Below are 20405 nucleotides of genomic sequence, written 5' to 3'. Positions count from 1 at the left end.
TGTTTGCCGCAATGCAGCAGACGGGCGGATGATATTGATTCTTTTAAACAATGTAAAGCCGGCCCATCCTCGCCGGCGTGGCGCGGATCACGCCGGGGCGCGTCCGGCGAGCAGCGCCTGCAGCCGTTCCCAGTCGAAACACGGGCCGGGATCGGTCTTGCGGCCGGGGGCGATGTGCTCGTGCCCGGTGACCTCGCGGATGGGGTAGGCCGCCTTCAGCGACGCGATCAGATCGGCCAGGCGACGGTACTGCACCGCCTCAAAGGGCAGGCTGTCGCAGCCCTCCAGTTCGATGCCGACGGAAAAATCGTTGCAGCGCTCCCGCCCCTGCCAGCACGACGCGCCGGCATGCCAGGCGCGCTCATCGACACTGACGAACTGGGTCACCTCGCCGTCGCGCCGGATCAGGAAGTGGGCCGACACGCGCAGGGCGTGGATGGCGGCGTAGTAGGGGTGCGCGGCCGGGTCCAGGCAGTTGGTGAAGAGTTGCTCGATGCCGGGGCCGCCGAAGCAGTCGGGCGGCAGGCTGATGGCATGCACCACGACGAGTTCGACCGCCGTGCCCGGCGGGCGGGCGTCGAAGTTCGGCGACGGCACGCGGCGCACGCCGGCCAGCCAGCCATCGGCAAACTCCCCTGCCTTCTGCGCCTGTTCGCCCATCCTGCCGCCACCTTCGCCGAAAAGTGCAGATTATCCCCCACGGCGGCGCGATTCCCGTACAATCCGCCGCTTGCTCCGCACTTGCCAATCGCTGCGGCCGCAAAACCCTCTTCACCCCGCCGGCATCCATTCCCTTGCCGGCCTTGCCCCGCCAGCCTCGATTGGTGCCGCCCGCAACGGGCGGCAGGCCGCCGCTGGAGCTTTTCCCTACATGACGAACCAAACCGATTTCGCCAGCCTCGGGCTGGCCGAACCCCTGCTGCGCGCCATTGCCGAAGCGGGCTACACCACGCCGACGCCCATCCAGGCCCAGGCCATTCCGCTGGTGCTGGCCGGCGGCGACCTGCTCGCCGCGGCCCAGACCGGTACCGGCAAGACCGCCGGCTTCACACTGCCGGTGCTGCACCGCCTGGCGGCCGAACACACCCACCCGCGCGCCGCCGGCCGGCCGCGCTGCCTGATCCTCACGCCGACGCGCGAACTCGCCGCCCAGGTGGAAGAATCCGTACAGACCTACGGCAAGCACCTGCCGCTCACTTCCATGGTGATGTTCGGCGGCGTGGGCATCAACCCGCAGATCGCCGCGCTGCGCAAGCGCGTGGACATCCTCGTCGCCACCCCTGGCCGGCTGCTGGACCACGTCGGCCAGAAGACGCTGGACCTCTCCGGCGTCGAGATTCTGGTGCTGGACGAGGCCGACCGCATGCTGGACATGGGCTTCATCCGCGACATCCGCAAGGTGCTCGCGCTGCTGCCGAAGAAGCGCCAGAACCTGCTGTTCTCCGCCACCTTCTCCGACGAAATCCGCGAACTCGCCAACGGCCTGCTGCACAACCCGGGCTGCGTCGAAGTGGCCCGCCGCAACACCGCTTCCGAACTGGTGGAGCAGTCGGTCTACACCATTCCCCAGAAGCAAAAGCGCGAACTGCTGGCCTGGCTGATCCGGGAAAGGCAGTGGTTCCAGGTACTGGTGTTCACCCGCACCAAGCACGGCGCCAACAAGCTCGCCGAATACCTGGCCAAGCACGGCATTCCGGCCGCCGCCATCCACGGCAACAAGAGCCAGTCCGCCCGCACCCGGGCGCTGGCCGACTTCAAGGACGGCAAGCTGCAGGTGCTGGTCGCCACGGACATCGCCGCCCGCGGCCTGGACATCGACCAGTTGCCCCAGGTGGTGAACTTCGAGCTGCCCAACGTCCCGGAAGACTACGTGCACCGCATCGGCCGCACCGGCCGGGCCGGCGCCAGCGGCGCGGCGGTATCCCTGGTGGACGCCGAGGAGACCAAGCTGCTCGCCGCCATCGAGCGCCTGATCAAGCGCCGCATCGAGCGCGCCGTGCCCCAGGGCTTCGTGCCCAGCGCAACCTCTGCCGACGACGCGGGCGACGACCGCCCGCCGCGCACGCCGCCCCACGGCCGCCACGAGCACAAGCGCCCGCGCCACACCGCGGAAGGCGGCCGCCCCGCCCCCCGCGCCGACGCCCACGGCAACCCGCCGCGCAACAAGCAGCCGCGCAAGGCGGCGGCGGGCGAACAGCCCGCGCGCGGCCCGCGCCGCGACGAGGCACGCAGCGACGCCGGCCGCCGCCCGTCGCAGCGCCCCGCGCTGTTCTCCTCCAAGCCGGGCGACGGCAAGCGCTGAACCCATCCCCCGGCAGTTGAAAAAGAAAACGGCCGTCCTGCTGCTGCGGGACGGCCGTTTTCACTCGCACCGACGAAATGACACGTGCACGTTGACAAATTCATTTGTCACAGTCAAGAATTCCGTGGTCATCAACCACGGAGGCAGCACCATGAAGCGTTTCCTGCGTACCCTCGTCGTCGCCCTCGCCCTCGGTCCCGCACTCGCTCTCGCCGGCGGACCGGTGAACATCAACACCGCGGATGCCACGGCACTCGAACAGATCAAGGGAATCGGCCCCGCCAAGGCGAAGGCCATCGTGGAATACCGCCAGCAGCACGGCAAGTTCGCCACCACGGCGGACCTCGCCAAGGTGCCCGGCATCGGCGACAAGACGGTGGAGAAGCTGGGCGACCAGATCACCGTGGGCGTGCCGGCCCCGCGTACGGCCGCCAAGTAACGGGCCGCCCACGGCTTGCGACAGGCTCCGCAGGGAGCCTGTTTTCGTTTACCCGCCCGGCCAGCGGTTCTCGCCCAGCACCTCGGCCAGCGGCAGGCGCTCGGCCCAGTGCTCGATCTCCAGCATCGGGCGGGGGTAGAAGTCGGCCACGTGGCCCACGCACAGGATGGCCACCGGCCGGGCGCCCTCCGGCATGGCCAGCAGCGCGGCGAGCCTGTCCGGATCGAAGATCGACACCCAGCCCAGGCCCAGCCCTTCGGCGCGCGCCGCCAGCCACATGTTCTCGATGGCGCAGGCCACCGAGGCCAGGTCCATCTCCGGCAGCGTGCGGCGGCCGAACACGTGGCGCTCGCGCCCGTCGGCCAGCGCCACCACCAGCACCTCGCCCGCGTCCAGCACGCCCTCCACCTTCAGGCGCATGAACTCCTCCTCCCGCTCGCCCAGGGCGCGCGCGGTGGCGAGGCGCTCCTCCTCCACCAGCCCGTGCATGGCCTCGCGCAGGGCGCGGTCGGTGATGCGGATGAAACGCCAGGGCTGCATGTAGCCCACGCTGGGGGCGTGGTGCGCCGCCCACAGCAGGCGCTGCAGCACCTCGGGCGCCACCGGGTCGGGCAGGAAGTGGCGCATGTCGCGGCGTTCGGCGATGGCGCGGTAGACGGCCTGCCGTTCGAGTTCGGAATAGCGGTGCGCAGAAGGTTTCATGCGAAGAGCCGGCCCACGGCGGCCGGATTGGAGGGGAAATAGAAATGCACGTAGGAGGCGGTGAGGCGGCCGCGGCGGTAGATCGCCTCGCCCTCGCCGCCGTCCGGGCGGCGGGCGCGCACCAGCGGCTCGAGCGGCGTCTCCGTCTGCGAATGGTGGAAAGTATGGCCGCCGAGCCGTCCTTCCGGTAGTTCCGCGATCTGCAGGCCCAGGGCGGACAGGCGCGGCTGCATCACGGCGCGGCCCGGCAGCAGGCCGCCGAAAGTGTGCGCGGCGCCGGCTGTGTCCACCACCGCGTCGAACAGGCTCATCATGCCGCCGCATTCGGCGAGCAGGGGCTTGCCGGCCACAGCGTGGGCGTGCAGGTCCCGCCAGAATCCGGCATTGGCCGCGAGGCGCTCGCCGTGCAGTTCCGGGTAGCCGCCGGGCAGCCAGACGGCATCGCAGGGAGGCAGACGCTCGCCGGCCAGCGGCGAGAAGAAGACGATGCGCGCACCGAGCGCCGCCAGCGTGTCCAGGTTGGCCGGGTAGATGAAGCCGTAGGCCGCATCGTGCGCCACCGCCACGGTGCGCCCGGCGAGCAGCGGTTCCACCACGGGCGCTGCCACGGACGGAAAATCCACCGGCGGCGGCAGTTCTCCCGCACCGGTCTCGGCCAGCGCGTCGGCCATGCGATCCAGGCGCGCGCCCAGGTCGGCGATCTCGGCCGCCTGCAGCAGGCCCAGGTGGCGCTCCGGCAGCGCGGCCCCCGCCTCCCGCGGCACGGCGCCGTACCAGCGCATGCCGGCGGGCAGCGCGGCGCGCAGCAACTCCCCGTGGCGCGCGCTGCCCACGTTGTTGGCGAGCACGCCGGAGAACGGCAGCCCCGCGCGGTAATGGGCGAGGCCCCAGGCCACGGCGCCGAAGGTCTGCGCCATGGCGCGGGCGTCGATGACCGCCATCACCGGGATGCCGAAACGCTGGGCGATGTCGGCGCCGGAGGGGTCGCCGTCGAAGAGCCCCATCACCCCTTCCACCAGGATCAGCTCGGCCTCGCGGGCCGCGGCGCGCAGGCGCCACGCGGCATCCTGTTCGCCGCACATGCCCAGGTCCAGGTTGTACACCGGCGCCCCGCTCGCCACCGTATGGATCTGCGGGTCGAGGAAATCCGGGCCGCACTTGAACACCCGCACCCGCCGCCCCTGGCGGGCGTGCAGGCGAGCCAGCGCGGCGGTCACCGTGGTCTTGCCCTGGCCGGAGGCCGGCGCGGCGACGAACAGGGCCGGACAGCGCTCAGTCATCGGCGCCCCCTTCCCCGCCGCCGTCCCGGTGCACCGCCGTACAACCAGCGTGGGGCGCCGACCCGGGATCGTCCTCGCCGGCCGGATGGAACCAGGCCAGGCGCGGATACAGGCCCACCACGCCGCCCACCACGGTGAGCGCGGGCGGGCGAATGCCGGCCTCGGCCACCCGCGCGGCGAGATCGGCGAGGGTGCCCACCGCCGCCCGCTGGCGCGCGGTGGTGCCGCGCTCGATGACACAGGCCGGCGTGCCGGGCGCCAGGCCGTGTTCCACCAGGCGGGCGCAGATCTCCGCCAGGCGCGAGACGCCCATGTAGATCACCAGGGTCTGGTTGGGGCGGGCGAGCATGGGCCAGTCCAGGTCCAGCGCGCCGTCCTTGAGGAAGCCGGTGGTGAACACCACCGACTGGGCATGCTCCCGGTGGGTCAAGGGGATGCCCGCGTAGGCAGCGATGCCGGCCGCGGCGGTGACGCCGGGCACCACTTCCACGGTGATGCCGGCCGCGATCAGCGCCTCCATCTCCTCGCCACCGCGCCCGAAGATGAAGGGGTCGCCGCCCTTCAGCCGCACCACGCGCCGCCCTTCCCGCGCCAGGCGAATCAGCAGGGCGTTGATCTCGTCCTGGGGCAGGGTGTGGTCGGCGGCCTTCTTGCCCACGTAGATGCGCCCGGCCGCGGCCGGCGCCAGGTCGAGGATGAGCGGACTCACCAGGTTGTCGTACACCACCGCGTCGGCCCCCGCCACCAGACGGGCGCCGCGCAGCGTGAGCAGTTCCGGGTCGCCCGGTCCGGCGCCGACCAGGTACACGTGGCCGGGCTGGGGGCCAGGGCGGGGGGAGGCGAGTTCGGGCAAGGGCATTGCGTCCTGTTCACCACTCCATGGCAGGCATGGCCTTCACGCCGGCCGCAAAGGCGTGCTTGACCACGCCCATGTCGGTCACGGTATCGGCGGCGGCCACCAGTTCGGGCGGCGCGGCGCGGCCGGTGACCACCACGTGCTGCATGGCCGGACGGGCGCGCAGGTCGGCCAGCACGGTGTCGATCTCAAGATAGCGGTACTTGAGCGCGATGTTGAGCTCGTCCAGCACCACCAGGCCGATGCCCGGGTCGGCGAGGAAGGCGCGCGCCCTGTCCCACGCGGCGGCGGCCGTGGCCACGTCCCGCGCCCGGTCCTGGGTGTCCCAGGTGAAGCCCTCGCCGCTCACGTGCCAGGAAACACCGGGCTGGGCGCGGAAGAAGGCTTCCTCGCCGGTGTCCGAGCGCCCCTTGATGAACTGCACCACGCCCACCTTCAGCCCGTGGCCGAGCGCGCGCGCCACCAGGCCGAAGGCCGCCGAGGATTTGCCCTTGCCGTTACCGGTGTTGACCAGCAGCACGCCCCGCTCTTCCCGGGCGGCGGCGATGCTCCGCTCCACCACCGCCTTCTTGCGCTGCATGCGCGCCCGGTGGCGCGCGTCCATGTCGGCTTCGGTCATCGCTTCATCTTCTGCGCAAGTTCGGCGTAGCCGGCCAGCACGCCGGCGCCGGGATGGAAAAAGTTTTCGCCGCCCAGGTGTACCACTTCCACCGGCAGGATGCCCAGCAGCGCGCTGCACTGGGCGGCCGTGGCGCGGTCCAGAGAGAACACCACCTGCGGCTTGAGGGTTTCGACCGCGGTCAGCAGGTCTTCGATCTCTTCGCCGGGGCGGATGTGGCGCAGGCGCGGGGCCGTCTCCACCACGTCGAAGCCGGCCTGCACGAAGGCGTCGCCGACGAAGTGCCCGCGCCCGAAGGAATAGGGCGAGCCTTCGCAGGCCGACAGGACCAGCGCGCGCCGCCCTTCGCCGCGGATGGCGGCCGCGGCGGCCGTCCATTCCTTGTGGAAGGCGGCCAGGCGGACGTCCACGTCGGGCGCGCCGCTGGCGCGGCCCAGCTCGCGCAGCATGTTCTCCGCATCGGCCACCGAGGTGAAGCCGTCCACGCGCAGCAGCCTCGCACCGGCCGGCAGGACCTTGCGCAGGGTCTCCTCGGAGGCCCAGTTGGAGGCGACGAGGAGGTCCGGTCCGAGGAGGTCGATGGTTTCCGCATCCGGGTCCATGACGCCGCCGGTGCGCGGCAGGGTGTCGAACAGGCGGTCGTAGCGGGACACGCCGACGATGCAGTGGCCGCGCCCGAGCCAGTCGAGGGCGACGCTGAGATAGGGGGACTGGCTGACGATGCGCGGGCAGTCGCCGGCCGCCGCGACGGGACCGGCCGCCAGCAGCAGGCCGGCGAGGAAGGTGCGAAAGAGGAAAAGCAATCTGGTTTTCATGGCTTTCAATCCGGTAGGAAGGTCGTACGCCCGTCCAGTTCGTAGCGGCGCAGCGGATGGCCGAAGGCGCGGCTCAGCAGCCCGGCCTGCAGTACCTCGTCGCGCGCGCCGGCGCACACGCCGCCATGCCCGTCGAGCAGGATCACCTGGTCGGCGTAACGGGCGGCGAGGTTGATGTCGTGCAGCACCATGACCACGCCACGCCCCCGGTCCGCGAGGCCGCGGATGAGGTCGAGCACGGCGATCTGGTAGTGCAGGTCCAGATGGTTGGTGGGTTCGTCCAACAGCAGCAGTTGCGGCGCCTGGGCGAGCAGCGCGGCCACGGCCACGCGCTGGCGCTCGCCGCCGGACAGGGTGAGGATGTCGCGCCCGGCCAGTTCGGCCAGCCCCACGCTGTCCAGGGCCTCGCGGGCGACGCGCTCGTCCTCCGGCCCTTCCCAGCCCCAGCGCCCCAGGTGGGGGTGGCGGCCCACCAGCACGGTCTCCAGCACCGTGGAGGAGAAGTGGTCCGGCTGCTGCTGGGCGAGCACGCCGCGGAAGCGCGCCGCATCCAGCGCCCGCCATCCGGCATAGGGCCGCCCGCCCAGCAGCACGCGGCCGGCGCCCGGTTCGCGCAGTCCGGCCAGGGTGTGCAGCAGCGTGGTCTTGCCGGCGCCGTTGGGGCCCAGCAGCACCAGGCACTGCCCGGCAACGAGCTGCTGGCTGAACTCGCAGCACAGCCAGCGGCTGCCCACCCGCAGGGCGAGGCGGTCGGCTTCGAGCATGGGCGCGGCCGGCGTCATCGCTGGTGCCTCGCCAGCAGGAAGAGGAAGACCGGCACACCGATCAGCGCGGTGAGCACGCCCACCGGCAGTTGCAGCGGCGCGATCACGGTGCGCGCGGCGGTGTCGGCCAGCGTCAGCAGCGCGCCGCCGGCCAGCGCGACGGCGGGCAGCAGCAGGCGCTGGTCGTTGCCGATGACGAAGCGCACCAGGTGCGGCACCACCAGGCCGACGAAGCCGACCGAACCGACCAGGGTCACGGCCACCGCGGTGAGCAGCGAGGCCAGCACGTAGAGCAGGTAGCGCAGCCGCCGCACCTGCACGCCCAGCGCCTGGGCGGCCAGTTCACCGCGGGCCAGCAGGTTGAGTTCGCGCGCGCAGGGCAGCGCCGCGGCGAGCCCCGCCACCATCACCACCAGCGCCGGCCACGGCCGGGTGGCGCCGGAAGCATCGCCCATCAGCCAGAACAGCATGGAATGCACGCGGGCATCGGGGGCGAGGGCCAGCATCAGCGTGATCGCCGCGCCGCAGCCGGCGGCGACGATGACGCCGGTGAGGAGCAGCCGCGTCTGCGTCCAGGAACCGTCGCCGTGGGCGAGACCGAACACCAGCAGCATGGCGGCGAGCGCCCCGGCGAAGGCGGCCCCATCGACCAGCATGGGCGCGAGGCCCAGCAGCATGGCGAGCAGCGCGCCCACCGCCGCGCCGCCGGACACGCCGAGCACGTAGGGGTCCGCGAGCGGATTGCGCAGCAGCACCTGCATCAGCGCGCCGGCCATGGCCAGCAGCCCGCCGCACGCGTACACCGCCACCGCCCGCGGCAGGCGCAGGTGGCGCACCACGTCCGCCGCCATGCCCTGCTCGCCGCCGAACAGCGCGCCGAGCACACTGCGCGCGGGGATGTCCAGCTCGCCCGCCGCCAGCGCCCACACCAGTGCCAGCGCGCCGGCCAGTGCCAGCCCGGCGATCACCGCCCACGCCCGCCGCCGCCCGGCGGACAGGGAAACGTGGGCAAGCTGGGCGCGGGCGGTGCTCATGGCGGTCAGTGCGGCGCGTAGCGCACGCCGACGAAGTAGCTGGCGCCCGCGGTGGCGTAGTTGCGCGCCAGTTCGTACTTCTTGTCGAGGATGTTGTTCGCCCGCATTTCCACGCGCCAGTCATGAGCCAGGCGGTAGTGTACATAGGCATCGACCAGACCGTAGCCGCCCATGCGCTGCGTGTTGGTGGCATTCTCGTAGCGGTGGCCCTGGCCGTTCACGTCCACGCCGTAGGACCAGGCGCCGATGCTGTGGTCCACCCGCAGGAAGGCCGCCTTGCCGGCACGGCGTACCAGGCGCTTGTCGGTCGCCTCGTCGCGCGCATCCAGCCAGTCCGCGCCGACCTGCACGGCGAGCTTGCCGATATCCACGCGGTAGGCCAGTTCCAGGCCCTTCAGGCGGGCTTCATCCACGTTGGCCGGCGGCCAGCCGCTGATCAGGTCGCGCACCTTGTTGTCGTAGTACGTGGCCTCGACGCTGTGCATGCCGTCGTCCCAACGCAGACCCACCTCGCGATTGAGCGCCCGTTCCGGTTCCAGGTCCGGGTTGCCGCCGCCGAAGCCCGTATCCGGGTAGTAGAGCTGGTTGAACGTGGGCGCGTTGAAGGCGGTGGCGATGCTGCCGCGCACGCTCCACTGCGGATCGATCTGGTAGCCGTAGGCGAAGAGGCCGGTCGTTTTGCCGCCGAACTGGGAGTTGTCGTCCCGGCGCACGTTCACCTGCACGCTGTGGGCGTCGAACTTCGCGGACCAGCCCAGCAGCCAGGCCTTGACCGTGCGCTCGTCCTCCACGTAGGCGGTGGTGCCGTCCACGTGCGTCTTCACGTAGTCGAAGGCCGCCAGCAGCGTGCCCACGGGCAGGTCGATGTCGTGCTGCCAGGAGAACTGGTTCTGCCGCGTGTGGAACTGGGAGGGCTCCCCCACGGTGCTGCGGTTGTCCAGCCGGTCCCGCGAGCGGCCGACCCGCAGCGTGCTCCGCCAGCCTTGCGCGAGCTGGTTGATGGCGTACAGGCCGACGGAATCCAGGCGCTTGTCGAGATGGGAATCGTAGGTCAGGTTGGCGTCGAACCAGTTGCGCCCCTTGGAGCCGTACAGGTTGAGGCCGATCTCGTCGCGCTCGCGCAGGCCCAGGGACAGGTTGGCGCTGGCGAAGGCGTTGCGGAAGCCGTCCCGGTCGGGATCGTGGGTGACCTCGTCGGTGCGGGCGTCGAAGCCGCGCGTGCGGTCCTCGCCCAGGGTGAGGCTGTAGCGCAGGCGCTCGGCCCCGCCCGCGACGGAGGCATTGATCTGCCGCGTGTCGTCGCTGCCGTAGCCGGCGAACACGGACGGGCGGAAACCTTTCGCGCCCTTGCGGGTGAAGATCTGGATCACGCCGCCGATCGCTTCCGAGCCATACAGCGCGCTGGCCGGGCCGCGCAGGACCTCGATGCGCTCGATCATCGCCAGCGGAATCGCTTCCAGCGTGGGCTGACCGCTGGTCGCCGAGCCGACGCGCAGGCCGTCTATCATCAGCAGCACGTGGCGGGATTCGGTGCCGCGGATGAAGAGGCTGCTGTTCGAACCGGGCCCGCCGTTGCTCGCCACCCGCACCCCGGGAATCGTGCGCAGCACGTCGATCAGCGTCGAATGGCCGGCACGCTCGATGGCCTCGCGCTCGATCACTTCGGTGCTGGCCAGCACCTCCTCGGCGCGCTGCTGCATGCGCGCGGCGGTGACCACCATGGTTGCACCCACGGACTCGTCGTCCGCCTGGGCAAGGACGGCATGAGGAAACACGGCAGCCACTGCCAGCGCGGCCGCTGAATAGCGGATTGTCATTATGATTTGCTCCCTGTGCCGCGACAGGCGTCCCCGCACGCCGCGACAGTCGTCGAAACGATGCGCACGCCGGGGAAACGAGGAGCAGGAGGGAACGCGCCCGTCGCCGCCACCCCGCGGCACATCCGCCAGTGCGTTCGAGGCCGGTATCCGGGCTCGCGAGCCGTGCCGGTACGAACCGTACCGGACCGGGGCGCATCGCCTTCCCGGGCCGTTCGGCCCAGTGGCTTCGCTGATGCGCCTTGCGCTCGCTTACCGTTGCGGGGGCAGCACAGGCATTGCGGCGCGGGTAGCCCACCCGCCGTCACGCACCTGTTTCCCGTTTAACCCGCGGCGTGGACGGCCGGCGGGCACCTGAAACGCGTTGCACCCTGTAACGGGTGCGGGGCGGATAATACCGTTTCCGCGCCCCCTTGTGCTGCGCCAGAGCCATCCGCCCGAACATCTCCATGACCATCGAACTGATCCTCGGCGGCGCCCGCTCCGGCAAGAGCCGCCACGCCGAAACCCGCGCGCTGGCGTCCGCCGCCGCCGTCACCGTGATCGCCACCGCCGAGGCGCTGGACGAGGAAATGGCCGCGCGCATCCGCCGCCACCAGGCCGACCGCCCTGCCGCCTGGCGCACCGTGGAGGCCCCCCACGCGCTGGCCGCCACGCTCGCCCGCGAGGCGGCGGCGGAACGCTGCCTGATCGTCGACTGCCTGACCCTGTGGCTCACCAACCTGCTGGCCGGCGCTGAAGACCTGCCGCCCGGCGCCGAGGCGGATGCGCTGCCGCGCCTCAAGTCCGAACGCGAAGCCCTGCTCGCCACGCTGCCGCAACTGCCCGGCACCATCCTGCTGGTCGCCAACGAGGTCGGCCTCGGACTGGTGCCGGAGCACCCGCTGGGACGGCTGTTCCGCGACGAGGCCGGCCGCCTCAACCAGCAGCTCGCCCGGTTGGCCGACACCGTGACCTTCGTCGCCGCCGGCCTGCCGCTCACGCTGAAGGGTGCCCCGGCCCGCAACGGGTAGCCGGCGCCGCCGTGCTACCCTTGCCGCCCTCGACCGCCACCACGAAACCCCGCCTGCCATGGACTTCCGCATCTCCGTACCCGACCAGTCGCTCGCCCCCCGGCTGCAGCAACGCATCGACCAGAAGACCAAGCCGCCCGGGGCGCTGGGCCGGCTGGAAGCGCTCGCGTTGCAGATCGGCCTCGTGCAGGGCACGGACGCGCCTGAACTGCGCCAGCCCCACGTCATGGTGTTCGCCGGCGACCACGGCGCCGCGCGCGCGGGCGTGTCCGCCTTCCCGCAGGACGTGACCTGGCAGATGGTGGAGAACTTCCTCGCCGGCGGGGCCGCGATCAACGTGTTCTGCCGCCAGATGGAACTGGACCTCACGGTGGTGGATGCCGGCGTGAACCACGATTTCGGCCGCCGCCCCGGCCTCATCGCCGCCAGGCTCGGCCCGGGCACGGCGAACTATCTGGAACGGCCGGCCATGGACGCGGAAACCGTGCAGGCGGCGCTCGCCCGCGGACGCGAACTGGCCCATGCGCTGGCCGCCAACGGCTGCAACTGCGTGGGTTTCGGCGAGATGGGCATCGGCAACACGGCTTCCGCCTCCCTGATCACCCACTGCCTGACCGGCGAGAGCCTGGCCACCGTCACCGGCCGCGGCACCGGGCTGGACGATGCCGGCCTGGCACGCAAGCGCGCCCTGCTGGAACAGGCCCTGGCCCGCGGCGGCCGTCCCGCCGGCCCCCTCGCGGTGCTGGCCGAATACGGCGGCTTCGAGATCGCGATGATGGCCGGCGCCATGCTGGGCGCGGCCGAACGGCGCATGCTGCTCTTGATCGACGGCTTCATCGTCACCGCCGCCCTGCTCGCGGCCCACGCCATCGCCCCGGCCGTGCTGCCCTACTGCGTGTTCGCCCACCGCTCCCAGGAGGCCGGCCACCGGGTGCAGCTCGCCCACCTGGGCGCCGACCCGCTGATGGACCTGGACCTGCGCCTGGGCGAAGGCACCGGCGCCGCGCTGGCCTGGCCGCTGGTGCAGGCGGCGGTGAACTTCCTCAATGAGATGGCGAGCTTCGAGTCGGCCGGCGTGAGCGACAAGGGCTGCTGATTGCCCAGCAGCTTGGATATACTTCAACTATATTCAAACCCCCGACGGACTGGAGACACCATGGGCACCACGCAAACGACCCTCTTTCGCAGCAACAAGACACAGGCGGTACGCCTGCCGAAGGCGTGCGAACTCCCCGAAACGGTCAAGAAAGTGAGCGTGATCGCCGTCGGCCACACCCGTATCATCACGCCGGCCGGCGAGAGCTGGGACGCCTGGTTCGACGGACCGACCGTCAGCGCGGACTTCATGGAGACGCGGGATCAGCCCGAAGACCAGGTGCGGGAAGGGCTGTAGGCGTGCTGAAGTATCTGCTCGACACCAACATCGTGATCTACACGATGCGCAACCGCCCGCAGCAGGTCAGGGAGTGTTTCGGGCAGCATGAGGGCCAGTTCGCCATCTCCACGGTCACCTTGGCCGAACTGGCCTTCGGTGCGGAACGCTCTTCCCGCCCGCGGGAGAACATGGAAGTGCTCGAAAGCTTCATCGCCCGCCTGGACGTGCTGGATTTCGACGCAGCCGCGGCCTTCCACTTCGGGCAGATCCGCGCCGAACTGCTCGCCCGGGGCCAGCCCATCGGCCCCTACGACATGATGATCGCGGCACATGCCCGCTCGCACGGCCTGATCCTGGTCACCAACAATCTCGCCGAGTTCGAACGCGTGGCGGGCTTGCGCCTGGAGAACTGGGCCTGACCCGGCCATGCGCTACCAGCTCGAACTCTTCTTCACCGCGCTGGGCTACTTCACCCGCATCCCGGTGCCGGCCTGGGTGCCCTGGTCGCCGGAGCGCCTGAACAACGCCGCGCGCTACTTCCCGCTGGTGGGCTGGGTGGTGGGCGGAGTGGGGGCGGGGGCCTTCCTCGCGTTCGCGCTGGTGCTGCCGGTGTCGCTGGCGGCGATCCTGTCCATGGCGGTCACCATCCGGCTCACGGGCGCCTTCCACGAGGACGGCTGGGCGGACGCCTGCGACGGGCTAGGCGGCGGCCGGGACAAGGCGCAGGTGCTGGCCATCATGAAGGACTCGCGCAACGGCAGCTACGGCACCGTGGGCATGGTGCTGATGCTGCTCGCCAAGGCCGCCGCGCTGGTGGAGCTGGCGGCCCACGGCCCGCAGGTCGCCGCGGCCGCGCTGCTGGCGGCGCATCCGCTGTCGCGGCTGGCCGCCACCAGCCTGATCCACTGGCTGCCCTACGCGCGCGACGACGCCAGTTCGAAATCGAAGCCGCTGGCCCACGCCCTACGCCCGGCGGAACTGGCCGCCGCCGCATTCTTCGGCCTCGTCCCGCTCACCCTGCTCGCGCCGCCCGAGGCGCTCACCGCCCTCGCCGCGGTAGCCGTGGTCACCCTGTGGGCGGCACGCATCTTCCTGCGCCGCCTGGGCGGCTACACCGGCGACCTGCTCGGCGCGGCCCAGCAGGGCACGGAACTGGCGTGTTACCTCGGCATTCTCGTCGCATGGAACTTCACCTGATCCGCCATCCGCGGCCGGACGTGCCGCCCGGCACCTGCTACGGCCAGCGTGACGTGGGCCTGGCCGAGCCGCCCGCGGAGACCGCCGCCCGCCTGCGCCCGCTGCTGCCGGCCGCCTACGAGCTGCACGCCAGCCCCCTTGCCCGCGCCCGCCTGCTGGCGGAGGAACTGGGCCGCCCCCAACTGGACGGGCGCCTGAAGGAGATCCACTTCGGCGACTGGGAAGGGCGACTCTTCTCCACCCTGGGCGCGGCGCTGGACGAATGGGCCCACGACCCCCTCGGCTTCCGCGCCCCCGGCGGCGAATCCGCGCGGGAGATGAGCACGCGCGTGCTGCACTGGCTGGACGGCCTGCTCGCCAGCGCGCCGCAGCGCCCGGTGGTGGTGGTCGCCCACGGCGGCCCGCTGCGCGCCATCGCCGGCCATCTGCTCGGCCTGCCGGCCGAACGCTGGCTGGGGCTGGACTTCGCCTGCGGCCACGCCACCCGCCTGGACGTGGAAAGCTGGGGCGTGGTGCTGAAGTGGTTCAATCGCTGAACGGCGCTGCTTGCAATCGGTGCCCGGCGCACTACACTGTGCTACATCGTATTCGGACGTACCCGGCCATGAGCACCACCAGCATCCGCCTCAAGCAGGAGCTCGAAGCCCCGCTGGACGACCTCGCCCACCGCCTGCAGCGCAGCCGGAACTGGCTGATCAACAAGGCCATCGAGGATTTCCTTGCCCGCCAGGGGCAGGAGCAAGAACGCTGGCTGGAAACCTTGCCGGCGCTGGATTCGGTGCGCAGCGGGCGCACGGTAGCGGGCGACGAGGTCCACGCCTGGCTGGAAAGCTGGGGTTCCGCGGCGGAAAAACCTGCTCCCTGAGCCCGCGCAATGCGCATCCGCTACACGCGCGAAGCCATCGATGACCTCGTGAGGCTGCGTGCCTTCATCGCCGAGCACAACCCGACCGCTGCAGCCCGCATTGCCGCCGATCTCATCCGCCGGATGAACGGACTCGGCGCGAATCCGCGCCTGGGGCGCCCCGTCGCGCAGGCGCCCGACCCCGACGCCGTGCGGGATCTGGTCACGCCGTATCACGTCGTCTACCTGCTGCAGGACGATGCGCTCCACGTCCTGCGCATCTGGCATCAGCGCGAGAACCGTCCCCCCGGCCAGTGATGGCGAACCGTCACAAACGCGCTCGCTCCCCGGCCTTCGTGGGATAATTGCCGACTTTCCATCCACAGGCTGCCGCGTTCTTCATGCTGCCTCCCCTGCCCGACTTTTCCGCCGGCCGCGTGCTCGTGGTCGGCGACGTGATGCTGGACCGCTACTGGCACGGCTCGACCAACCGCATCTCGCCGGAAGCGCCGGTGCCGGTGGTCAGGGTCGAGAACGACGAGTTCCGCGCCGGGGGCGCCGGCAACGTGGCGCTCAACGCCGCCTCCCTGGGCGGCAGGGCCGAACTGGTGGGGCTGGTCGGGCGCGACGAGGCGGGACGCCTGCTGCGCGAGCGCCTGGAAGCGGGCGGCGTGGCCTGCCGGCTGCTGGAAGCGCCGCAGCACCCCACCATCACCAAGCTGCGCATCATCAGCCGCCACCAGCAACTGATCCGGCTGGACTTCGAGGACAACTTCGCGGTGCTGGAATCCGCCGGCATCGAGCAGGCCTTCGAGGCCGCCCTGGCCGGCTGCGATGCGGTGGTGCTGTCCGACTACGGCAAGGGCACGCTGGCCCAGGTGGGCAGCCTGATCCGCGTGGCGCGCGAACGGCGGGTGCCGGTGGTGGTGGACCCCAAGGGCACGGACTTCGGCCGCTACTGTGGCGCCACCATGCTCACCCCCAACATGACCGAGTTCGAGGCGGTCGTCGGCCACTGTGCGGACGAAGCCACATTGCGTGCCCGCGGCGAGGCCCTGCGCGACGCGCTGGACATCGACGCCCTGCTGGTGACCCGCTCCGAGCGCGGCATGACCCTGCTGCAGCGCGGCCAGGCGCCGCTGGACCTGCCCACCCGCGCCCGCGACGTGTTCGACGTGACCGGCGCGGGCGACACGGTGGTGGCGGTGCTGGGCGCGGGGCTGGCCTGCGGGCTGGCGCTGGCGGACGCCACCGCGCTCGCCAACCTCGCCGCCGGCGTGGTGGTGGCCAAGCTCGGCACCGCCACGGTCAGCATGGAAGAACTGCGCGCAGCAAGCGAATCCCACGGAGGACAGGCATGATCATCGTCACCGGCGGCGCCGGCTTCATCGGCAGCAACATCGTGCAGGGGCTCAATGCCCGCGGCATCCGCAACATCCTGGTGGTGGACGACCTCACGGACGGGCGCAAGTGCCTGAACCTGTCCGACGCGGACATCGCCGACTACCTGGACAAGGACGACTTCCTCGCCCGCATCCGGGCCGGCGAGACCTTCGGCCCGGTGGAGGCGGTGTTCCACGAAGGCGCGTGCTCCTCCACCACCGAGTGGGACGGGCGCTTCGTCATGGGCGTGAACTACGAATACACCAAGGCCCTGCTGGCCTGGTGTACGGCGCAGCGCACGCGGCTGATCTACGCCTCCTCCGCCTCGGTGTACGGCATGGGCCCGGTGTTCCGCGAGGCGCGCGAGCACGAGCACCCGCTCAACATGTACGCCTACTCCAAGTTCCTGTTCGACTGCCACCTGCGCCCGCAACTGGGCAGCCTGCCCACGCAGGTCGCCGGCCTGCGCTACTTCAACGTGTACGGCCCGCGGGAACAGCACAAGGGCAGCATGGCCAGCGTCGCCTTCCACTTCAACGGCCAGTTGCGCGAATCCGGCCGAGTGCGCCTGTTCGAGGGCTCGGACGGCTACGGCCCCGGCGAGCAGCGGCGCGACTTCATCCACGTGGACGACGTGGTGGCGGTCAACCTGTGGCTGCTGGACAACCCCCTGGTCTCCGGCATCTTCAACGTCGGCACCGGGCACGCCCAGAGCTTCAACGACATGGCCCACGCCGCCATCAAGTGGTTCCGCGCCCAGGGCGACGATCCGGCCAGGGGCGGCATCGACTACATCGCCTTCCCGGACCACCTCAAGGGCCGCTACCAGAGCTTCACCGAAGCCGACATGGGCGCGCTGCGCGCCGCCGGCTACGACCGCCCCTTCCTGACCGTGGAACAGGGCGTGCCGCGCTATCTGGACTGGCTGGCCGCCCGCGGGCTGTGATGGCCATCGAGCATCCAGCACCGTTCGCCCTGAGCCTGTCGAAGGGCGATGCCGTCGACCGGGCTTCGACAGGCTCAGCCCGAACGGTATCGGTTTGCCGGACAGGCAGCGACATCTCCCCGCGCCGCATCCTGGTCGTCGGCCCCTCCTGGGTCGGCGACATGGTCATGGCGCAGAGCCTGTTCAAGACCCTCAAGGCCGGTGCGCCGTGCGAGATCGACGTGCTCGCCCCGGGCTGGTCGCTGCCCATCCTGGAGCGCATGCCGGAAGTGCACCGCGGCATCGTCATGCCCCTGGGCCACGGCGAATTCGGCTGGAGCAAGCGCCGCGCCCTGGGCCGGGAGTTGGCCGGCGCCGGCTACGACCAGGCCATCGTGCTGCCCGGCTCGTTCAAGTCCGCACTGGTCCCCTTCTTCGCCCGCATCCCGCGCCGCACCGGCTTTCGCGGCGAGATGCGCTACGGCCTGCTCAACGACGTCCGCCCGCTGGACAAGGCCGCGCTGCCGATGACCGTGCAGCGCTTCGTCGCCCTCGGCCGGGTGGCCGGCGCGCCACTGCCGGAGCCCTTCCCGCGTCCGCGGCTGGTCCCGGACCAGGCCAACCAGGCCCGCCTGCGGACGGAATTCGGCCTCTCCCCGGAGCGCCCCGCGGTGGCCTTCATGCCCGGCGCCGAGTACGGCCCGGCCAAGCAGTGGCCGCTGGCCCACTTCGCCGCGCTGGCCGAGGAACTCGTGCAGCGCGGCTTCCAGGTCTGGGTGCTGGGTTCGGCCAAGGACAGCGAATTCGGCGAGGTCATCGCCGCCGACATGGAAGAGTCGGTCATCAACCTGTGCGGCCGCACCCAGCTCGGCGACGCGGTGGATCTCCTCGCCATGGCGCAGGCCGCGGTCACCAACGACTCCGGCCTGATGCACGTGGCGGCCGCCCTCGACGTGCCGCTGGTGGCCATCTACGGCTCCTCCACGCCCGACCACACCCCGCCGCTCGCCGAGCGCGTGGCGATCCGCTACCTACGCCTGGAATGCTCGCCCTGCTTCGAGCGCACCTGTCCCCTGGGCCACACCCGCTGCCTGCACGAGATCACGCCGGACAGCGTCGTGGCCGCGCTGGCGCAACTGGATGTGCTGCCCCAACCGATGATCGTGTGGCCACGCTGAGATGCGGGTACTCCTCGTCAAGACGTCCTCCCTGGGCGACATCATCCACACCCTGCCGGCGCTCACCGATGCCGCGCGCGCCATCCCCGGCATCCGCTTCGACTGGGTGGTGGAAGAGGCCTTCGCCGAGATTCCCGCCTGGCACCCGGCGGTGGACCGGGTCATCCCGGTGGCCATCCGGCGCTGGCGCAAGGCGCCGCTGCGGGCCTGGACCAGCGGCGAATGGCGGCGCTTCACCCGGGAGCTCCTCGCCAACCGCCACGACCTCACCATCGACGCCCAGAGCCTGCTGAAGAGCGCCCTGCTGACCCGCTACGCGGGCGCCCCCGTCCATGGCCTGGACCGCGCCTCCGCCCGCGAACGGCTCGCCACCTGGTTCTACACCCACCGCCACCACGTCGCCCGCGGCCAGCACGCGGTGGCACGCACCCGTGCCCTCTTCGCCCACGCCCTCGGCTATCCCGTCCCCACCGACGCCGGCAGCTACGGCCTGGACCGGGCCCGCGTGCTGGCCGATGCCCCATCCGCCGCGACCGACGGCCGCCCCTACCTCGTCTTCCTGCACGGCACCACCTGGGCCACCAAGCACTGGCCGGAAGCCTGCTGGCGCCGCCTGCTGGAAACCGCCACCGCCGCCGGCTGGCCGGTGCGCCTGCCGTGGGGCAACGAGGACGAACTCGCCCGCGCCCAACGCCTGGCCGAAGGCCTTACGGACGTCACCGTGCTGCCCCGGCTCAAGCTCGCCGGAATCGCCGCCCAACTGGCCGGTGCCCGCGCCTGCGTCGCCGTGGACACGGGCCTCGGCCACCTCGCCGCGGCGCTGGACGTGCCCACCATCTCCCTCTTCGGCCCCACCAACCCCGGCTTCACCGGCGCCTGGGGGCCGGGCCAGATCCACCTGGCGAGCGACTTCCCCTGCGCCCCCTGCCTGGGCAAGACCTGCACCTACCGCCCCACGGAAGCCGACCTCCAGCACTTCGACGCCGAACACGATTGGCCGCCCTGCTTCACCCGCGTCGCCCCCGAGCGCGTCTGGGAGCGCCTGCAACCCCTGCTCCACGAGGCGTTCGCCGACCGCCCGGCCCTGCAAGCATGAGCGGCTGGCACCTCGATGGCGCCGTCCTCGGACCCGCGGCGCGGGAATCCTTCCGCTCGCTGGAAGCGGCGTTTTCCCTCACGGGGCAACGGGTCACCCAGGACCAGATCAGCGACGTGGTCCTGGTCCGCGCGGACGGCCGCAACTACTTCGTCAAGCGCTACGGCACCGCGGGGAAGTACCTGCGGCGCTTTCTCGGCATGCCCCGCATCGCCGCGGAATGGCGCAACCTGCAGCGCTTCGCGCAGTGGGGCATCCCCACCGCGCGCGTGGTGGCCTGGGGGCTGGAGCGCACGCTGGGCCTGATCTTTCGCCGCGGCGCCATGGTCACCGAGGAAATCCCCGGCACCGTGGACCTGCTGCGCATGGCACGCAGCGGCGACCCGCGCCTGCGCCAGCGCGCCTTCGTCGCCCGGCTCTCCGCCGACGTGGCGCAGATCGTCCGCACCCTGCATGGTCACCGCTTCGCCCACAACGACCTGCACTGGCGCAACCTGCTCTACCAGGAGGAAAGCGGGCGGATCTTCCTCATCGACTGCCCGACCGGCCGGTTCTGGCACGGTCCGCTGCTAAACTACCGCGTTGCCAAGGACCTCGCCGCCCTCGACAACACCGCCCGCATCTACCTGAGCCGTACCCAGCGCCTGCGCTTCTATCTCGATTACGCCGGGAAAACGCGCCTGGACGAGACGGGCAAGAAAGCCATCCGCCACGTCATGCACGCCGCCGAGCACCGGCGGCGGCGCAAGCAGGGCAAGGCATGACC

At 71.3% G+C, this 20405-nt stretch carries 24 protein-coding genes and 1 riboswitch; of the genes, 15 read left to right on the top strand and 9 right to left on the bottom strand.

The window, feature by feature from the left end; translation table 11 throughout:
- Positions 1-87 precede the first annotated feature (87 nt).
- Positions 88-660, bottom strand: a complete 573-nt coding sequence (gene ampD / locus E6O51_RS17820; protein WP_136386365.1) for a 1,6-anhydro-N-acetylmuramyl-L-alanine amidase AmpD — start codon at positions 658-660, stop codon at positions 88-90.
- Between the two features lie 211 nt (positions 661-871).
- On the opposite strand from ampD, the gene E6O51_RS17815 reads away from it, so the two are divergent.
- Together E6O51_RS17815 and E6O51_RS17810 are read left to right on the top strand one after the other, a co-directional pair.
- On the top strand, positions 872-2302 hold the full coding sequence (locus E6O51_RS17815; protein WP_136386364.1) for a DEAD/DEAH box helicase: 1431 nt from the start codon (positions 872-874) through the stop codon (positions 2300-2302).
- A gap of 151 nt (positions 2303-2453) precedes the next feature.
- On the top strand, positions 2454-2741 hold the full coding sequence (locus E6O51_RS17810; protein WP_136386363.1) for a ComEA family DNA-binding protein: 288 nt from the start codon (positions 2454-2456) through the stop codon (positions 2739-2741).
- Positions 2742-2789: 48 nt separating this feature from the next.
- On the opposite strand, the gene bluB is transcribed toward E6O51_RS17810, so the two are convergent.
- From bluB to E6O51_RS17770, 8 genes are read right to left on the bottom strand one after another with little or no spacing between them, the layout of a single operon-like run.
- A complete protein-coding gene (gene bluB, locus E6O51_RS17805) occupies positions 2790-3443 on the bottom strand; it encodes a 5,6-dimethylbenzimidazole synthase (protein WP_136386362.1) in 654 nt (217 codons plus the stop codon).
- A complete protein-coding gene (locus tag E6O51_RS17800; RefSeq protein WP_136386361.1) occupies positions 3440-4723 on the bottom strand; it encodes a cobyrinate a,c-diamide synthase in 1284 nt (427 codons plus the stop codon). Before E6O51_RS17800 ends, bluB begins: the two co-directional genes overlap by 4 nt.
- Positions 4716-5582 carry a uroporphyrinogen-III C-methyltransferase gene (gene cobA / locus E6O51_RS17795; RefSeq protein ID WP_136386360.1) on the bottom strand — a complete coding sequence of 289 codons (867 nt, stop codon included), beginning with the start codon at positions 5580-5582 and terminating at the stop codon, positions 4716-4718. The genes E6O51_RS17800 and cobA overlap by 8 nt, the downstream gene beginning before the upstream one ends.
- 10 nt (positions 5583-5592) lie before the next feature.
- A complete protein-coding gene (gene cobO / locus E6O51_RS17790) occupies positions 5593-6198 on the bottom strand; it encodes a cob(I)yrinic acid a,c-diamide adenosyltransferase (protein ID WP_136386359.1) in 606 nt (201 codons plus the stop codon).
- Positions 6195-7013 carry an ABC transporter substrate-binding protein gene (locus E6O51_RS17785; RefSeq protein ID WP_136386358.1) on the bottom strand — a complete coding sequence of 273 codons (819 nt, stop codon included), beginning with the start codon at positions 7011-7013 and terminating at the stop codon, positions 6195-6197. Before E6O51_RS17785 ends, cobO begins: the two co-directional genes overlap by 4 nt.
- A gap of 5 nt (positions 7014-7018) precedes the next feature.
- On the bottom strand, positions 7019-7795 hold the full coding sequence (locus E6O51_RS17780) for an ABC transporter ATP-binding protein (protein WP_136386357.1): 777 nt from the start codon (positions 7793-7795) through the stop codon (positions 7019-7021).
- Positions 7792-8811, bottom strand: a complete 1020-nt coding sequence (locus E6O51_RS17775; RefSeq protein WP_136386356.1) for a FecCD family ABC transporter permease — start codon at positions 8809-8811, stop codon at positions 7792-7794. The genes E6O51_RS17780 and E6O51_RS17775 overlap by 4 nt, the downstream gene beginning before the upstream one ends.
- A gap of 5 nt (positions 8812-8816) precedes the next feature.
- The gene (locus E6O51_RS17770; RefSeq protein WP_136386355.1) at positions 8817-10628 is read right to left on the bottom strand and encodes a TonB-dependent receptor domain-containing protein; all 1812 of its coding nucleotides are present in this window, start codon (positions 10626-10628) and stop codon (positions 8817-8819) included.
- A gap of 124 nt (positions 10629-10752) precedes the next feature.
- A riboswitch (cobalamin riboswitch) is annotated at positions 10753-11001 on the bottom strand.
- 76 nt (positions 11002-11077) lie between these two features.
- On the opposite strand from E6O51_RS17770, the gene cobU reads away from it, so the two are divergent.
- The 13 genes from cobU to E6O51_RS17705 all read left to right on the top strand — a co-directional run bounded on the left by cobU (position 11078) and on the right by E6O51_RS17705 (position 20403).
- Complete coding sequence (gene cobU / locus E6O51_RS17765) at positions 11078-11641, top strand: bifunctional adenosylcobinamide kinase/adenosylcobinamide-phosphate guanylyltransferase (protein WP_136386354.1); 564 nt, start codon at positions 11078-11080, stop codon at positions 11639-11641.
- Between the two features lie 58 nt (positions 11642-11699).
- Positions 11700-12737: a nicotinate-nucleotide--dimethylbenzimidazole phosphoribosyltransferase gene (cobT, locus tag E6O51_RS17760; protein WP_136386353.1), complete on the top strand. Its 1038-nt coding sequence runs from the start codon at positions 11700-11702 to the stop codon at positions 12735-12737.
- Positions 12738-12797: 60 nt separating this feature from the next.
- Positions 12798-13034 (top strand): type II toxin-antitoxin system VapB family antitoxin, encoded by a 237-nt coding sequence (vapB, locus tag E6O51_RS17755; RefSeq protein ID WP_136386352.1) that lies wholly within the window; start codon positions 12798-12800, stop codon positions 13032-13034.
- Positions 13035-13036: 2 nt separating this feature from the next.
- Complete coding sequence (gene vapC / locus E6O51_RS17750) at positions 13037-13435, top strand: type II toxin-antitoxin system tRNA(fMet)-specific endonuclease VapC (RefSeq protein WP_136386351.1); 399 nt, start codon at positions 13037-13039, stop codon at positions 13433-13435.
- Between the two features lie 7 nt (positions 13436-13442).
- Positions 13443-14213, top strand: a complete 771-nt coding sequence (locus E6O51_RS17745) for an adenosylcobinamide-GDP ribazoletransferase (RefSeq protein WP_136386350.1) — start codon at positions 13443-13445, stop codon at positions 14211-14213.
- The gene (gene cobC, locus E6O51_RS17740; RefSeq protein ID WP_136386349.1) at positions 14198-14749 is read left to right on the top strand and encodes an alpha-ribazole phosphatase family protein; all 552 of its coding nucleotides are present in this window, start codon (positions 14198-14200) and stop codon (positions 14747-14749) included. Before E6O51_RS17745 ends, cobC begins: the two co-directional genes overlap by 16 nt.
- 68 nt (positions 14750-14817) lie before the next feature.
- Positions 14818-15078 (top strand): CopG family ribbon-helix-helix protein, encoded by a 261-nt coding sequence (locus E6O51_RS17735; RefSeq protein WP_136386348.1) that lies wholly within the window; start codon positions 14818-14820, stop codon positions 15076-15078.
- A 9-nt stretch (positions 15079-15087) separates the two neighbouring features.
- Positions 15088-15375 (top strand): type II toxin-antitoxin system RelE/ParE family toxin, encoded by a 288-nt coding sequence (locus E6O51_RS17730; RefSeq protein WP_136386347.1) that lies wholly within the window; start codon positions 15088-15090, stop codon positions 15373-15375.
- 83 nt (positions 15376-15458) lie between these two features.
- Complete coding sequence (rfaE1, locus tag E6O51_RS17725) at positions 15459-16418, top strand: D-glycero-beta-D-manno-heptose-7-phosphate kinase (protein ID WP_136386346.1); 960 nt, start codon at positions 15459-15461, stop codon at positions 16416-16418.
- A complete protein-coding gene (gene rfaD, locus E6O51_RS17720) occupies positions 16415-17386 on the top strand; it encodes an ADP-glyceromanno-heptose 6-epimerase (protein WP_136386345.1) in 972 nt (323 codons plus the stop codon). The genes rfaE1 and rfaD overlap by 4 nt, the downstream gene beginning before the upstream one ends.
- Positions 17387-17499: 113 nt before the next feature.
- Positions 17500-18543, top strand: a complete 1044-nt coding sequence (waaF, locus tag E6O51_RS17715; RefSeq protein WP_408003422.1) for a lipopolysaccharide heptosyltransferase II — start codon at positions 17500-17502, stop codon at positions 18541-18543.
- Between the two features lies 1 nt (position 18544).
- Positions 18545-19639, top strand: a complete 1095-nt coding sequence (gene waaC / locus E6O51_RS17710; protein WP_136386343.1) for a lipopolysaccharide heptosyltransferase I — start codon at positions 18545-18547, stop codon at positions 19637-19639.
- Complete coding sequence (locus E6O51_RS17705; protein WP_136386342.1) at positions 19636-20403, top strand: lipopolysaccharide kinase InaA family protein; 768 nt, start codon at positions 19636-19638, stop codon at positions 20401-20403. The genes waaC and E6O51_RS17705 overlap by 4 nt, the downstream gene beginning before the upstream one ends.
- Positions 20404-20405: the final 2 nt, after the last annotated feature.

Source organism: Pseudothauera rhizosphaerae, assembly GCF_004801305.1.
Classification (GTDB): domain Bacteria; phylum Pseudomonadota; class Gammaproteobacteria; order Burkholderiales; family Rhodocyclaceae; genus Pseudothauera; species Pseudothauera rhizosphaerae.
This window is presented reverse-complemented; position numbering and strand designations above follow the sequence as displayed.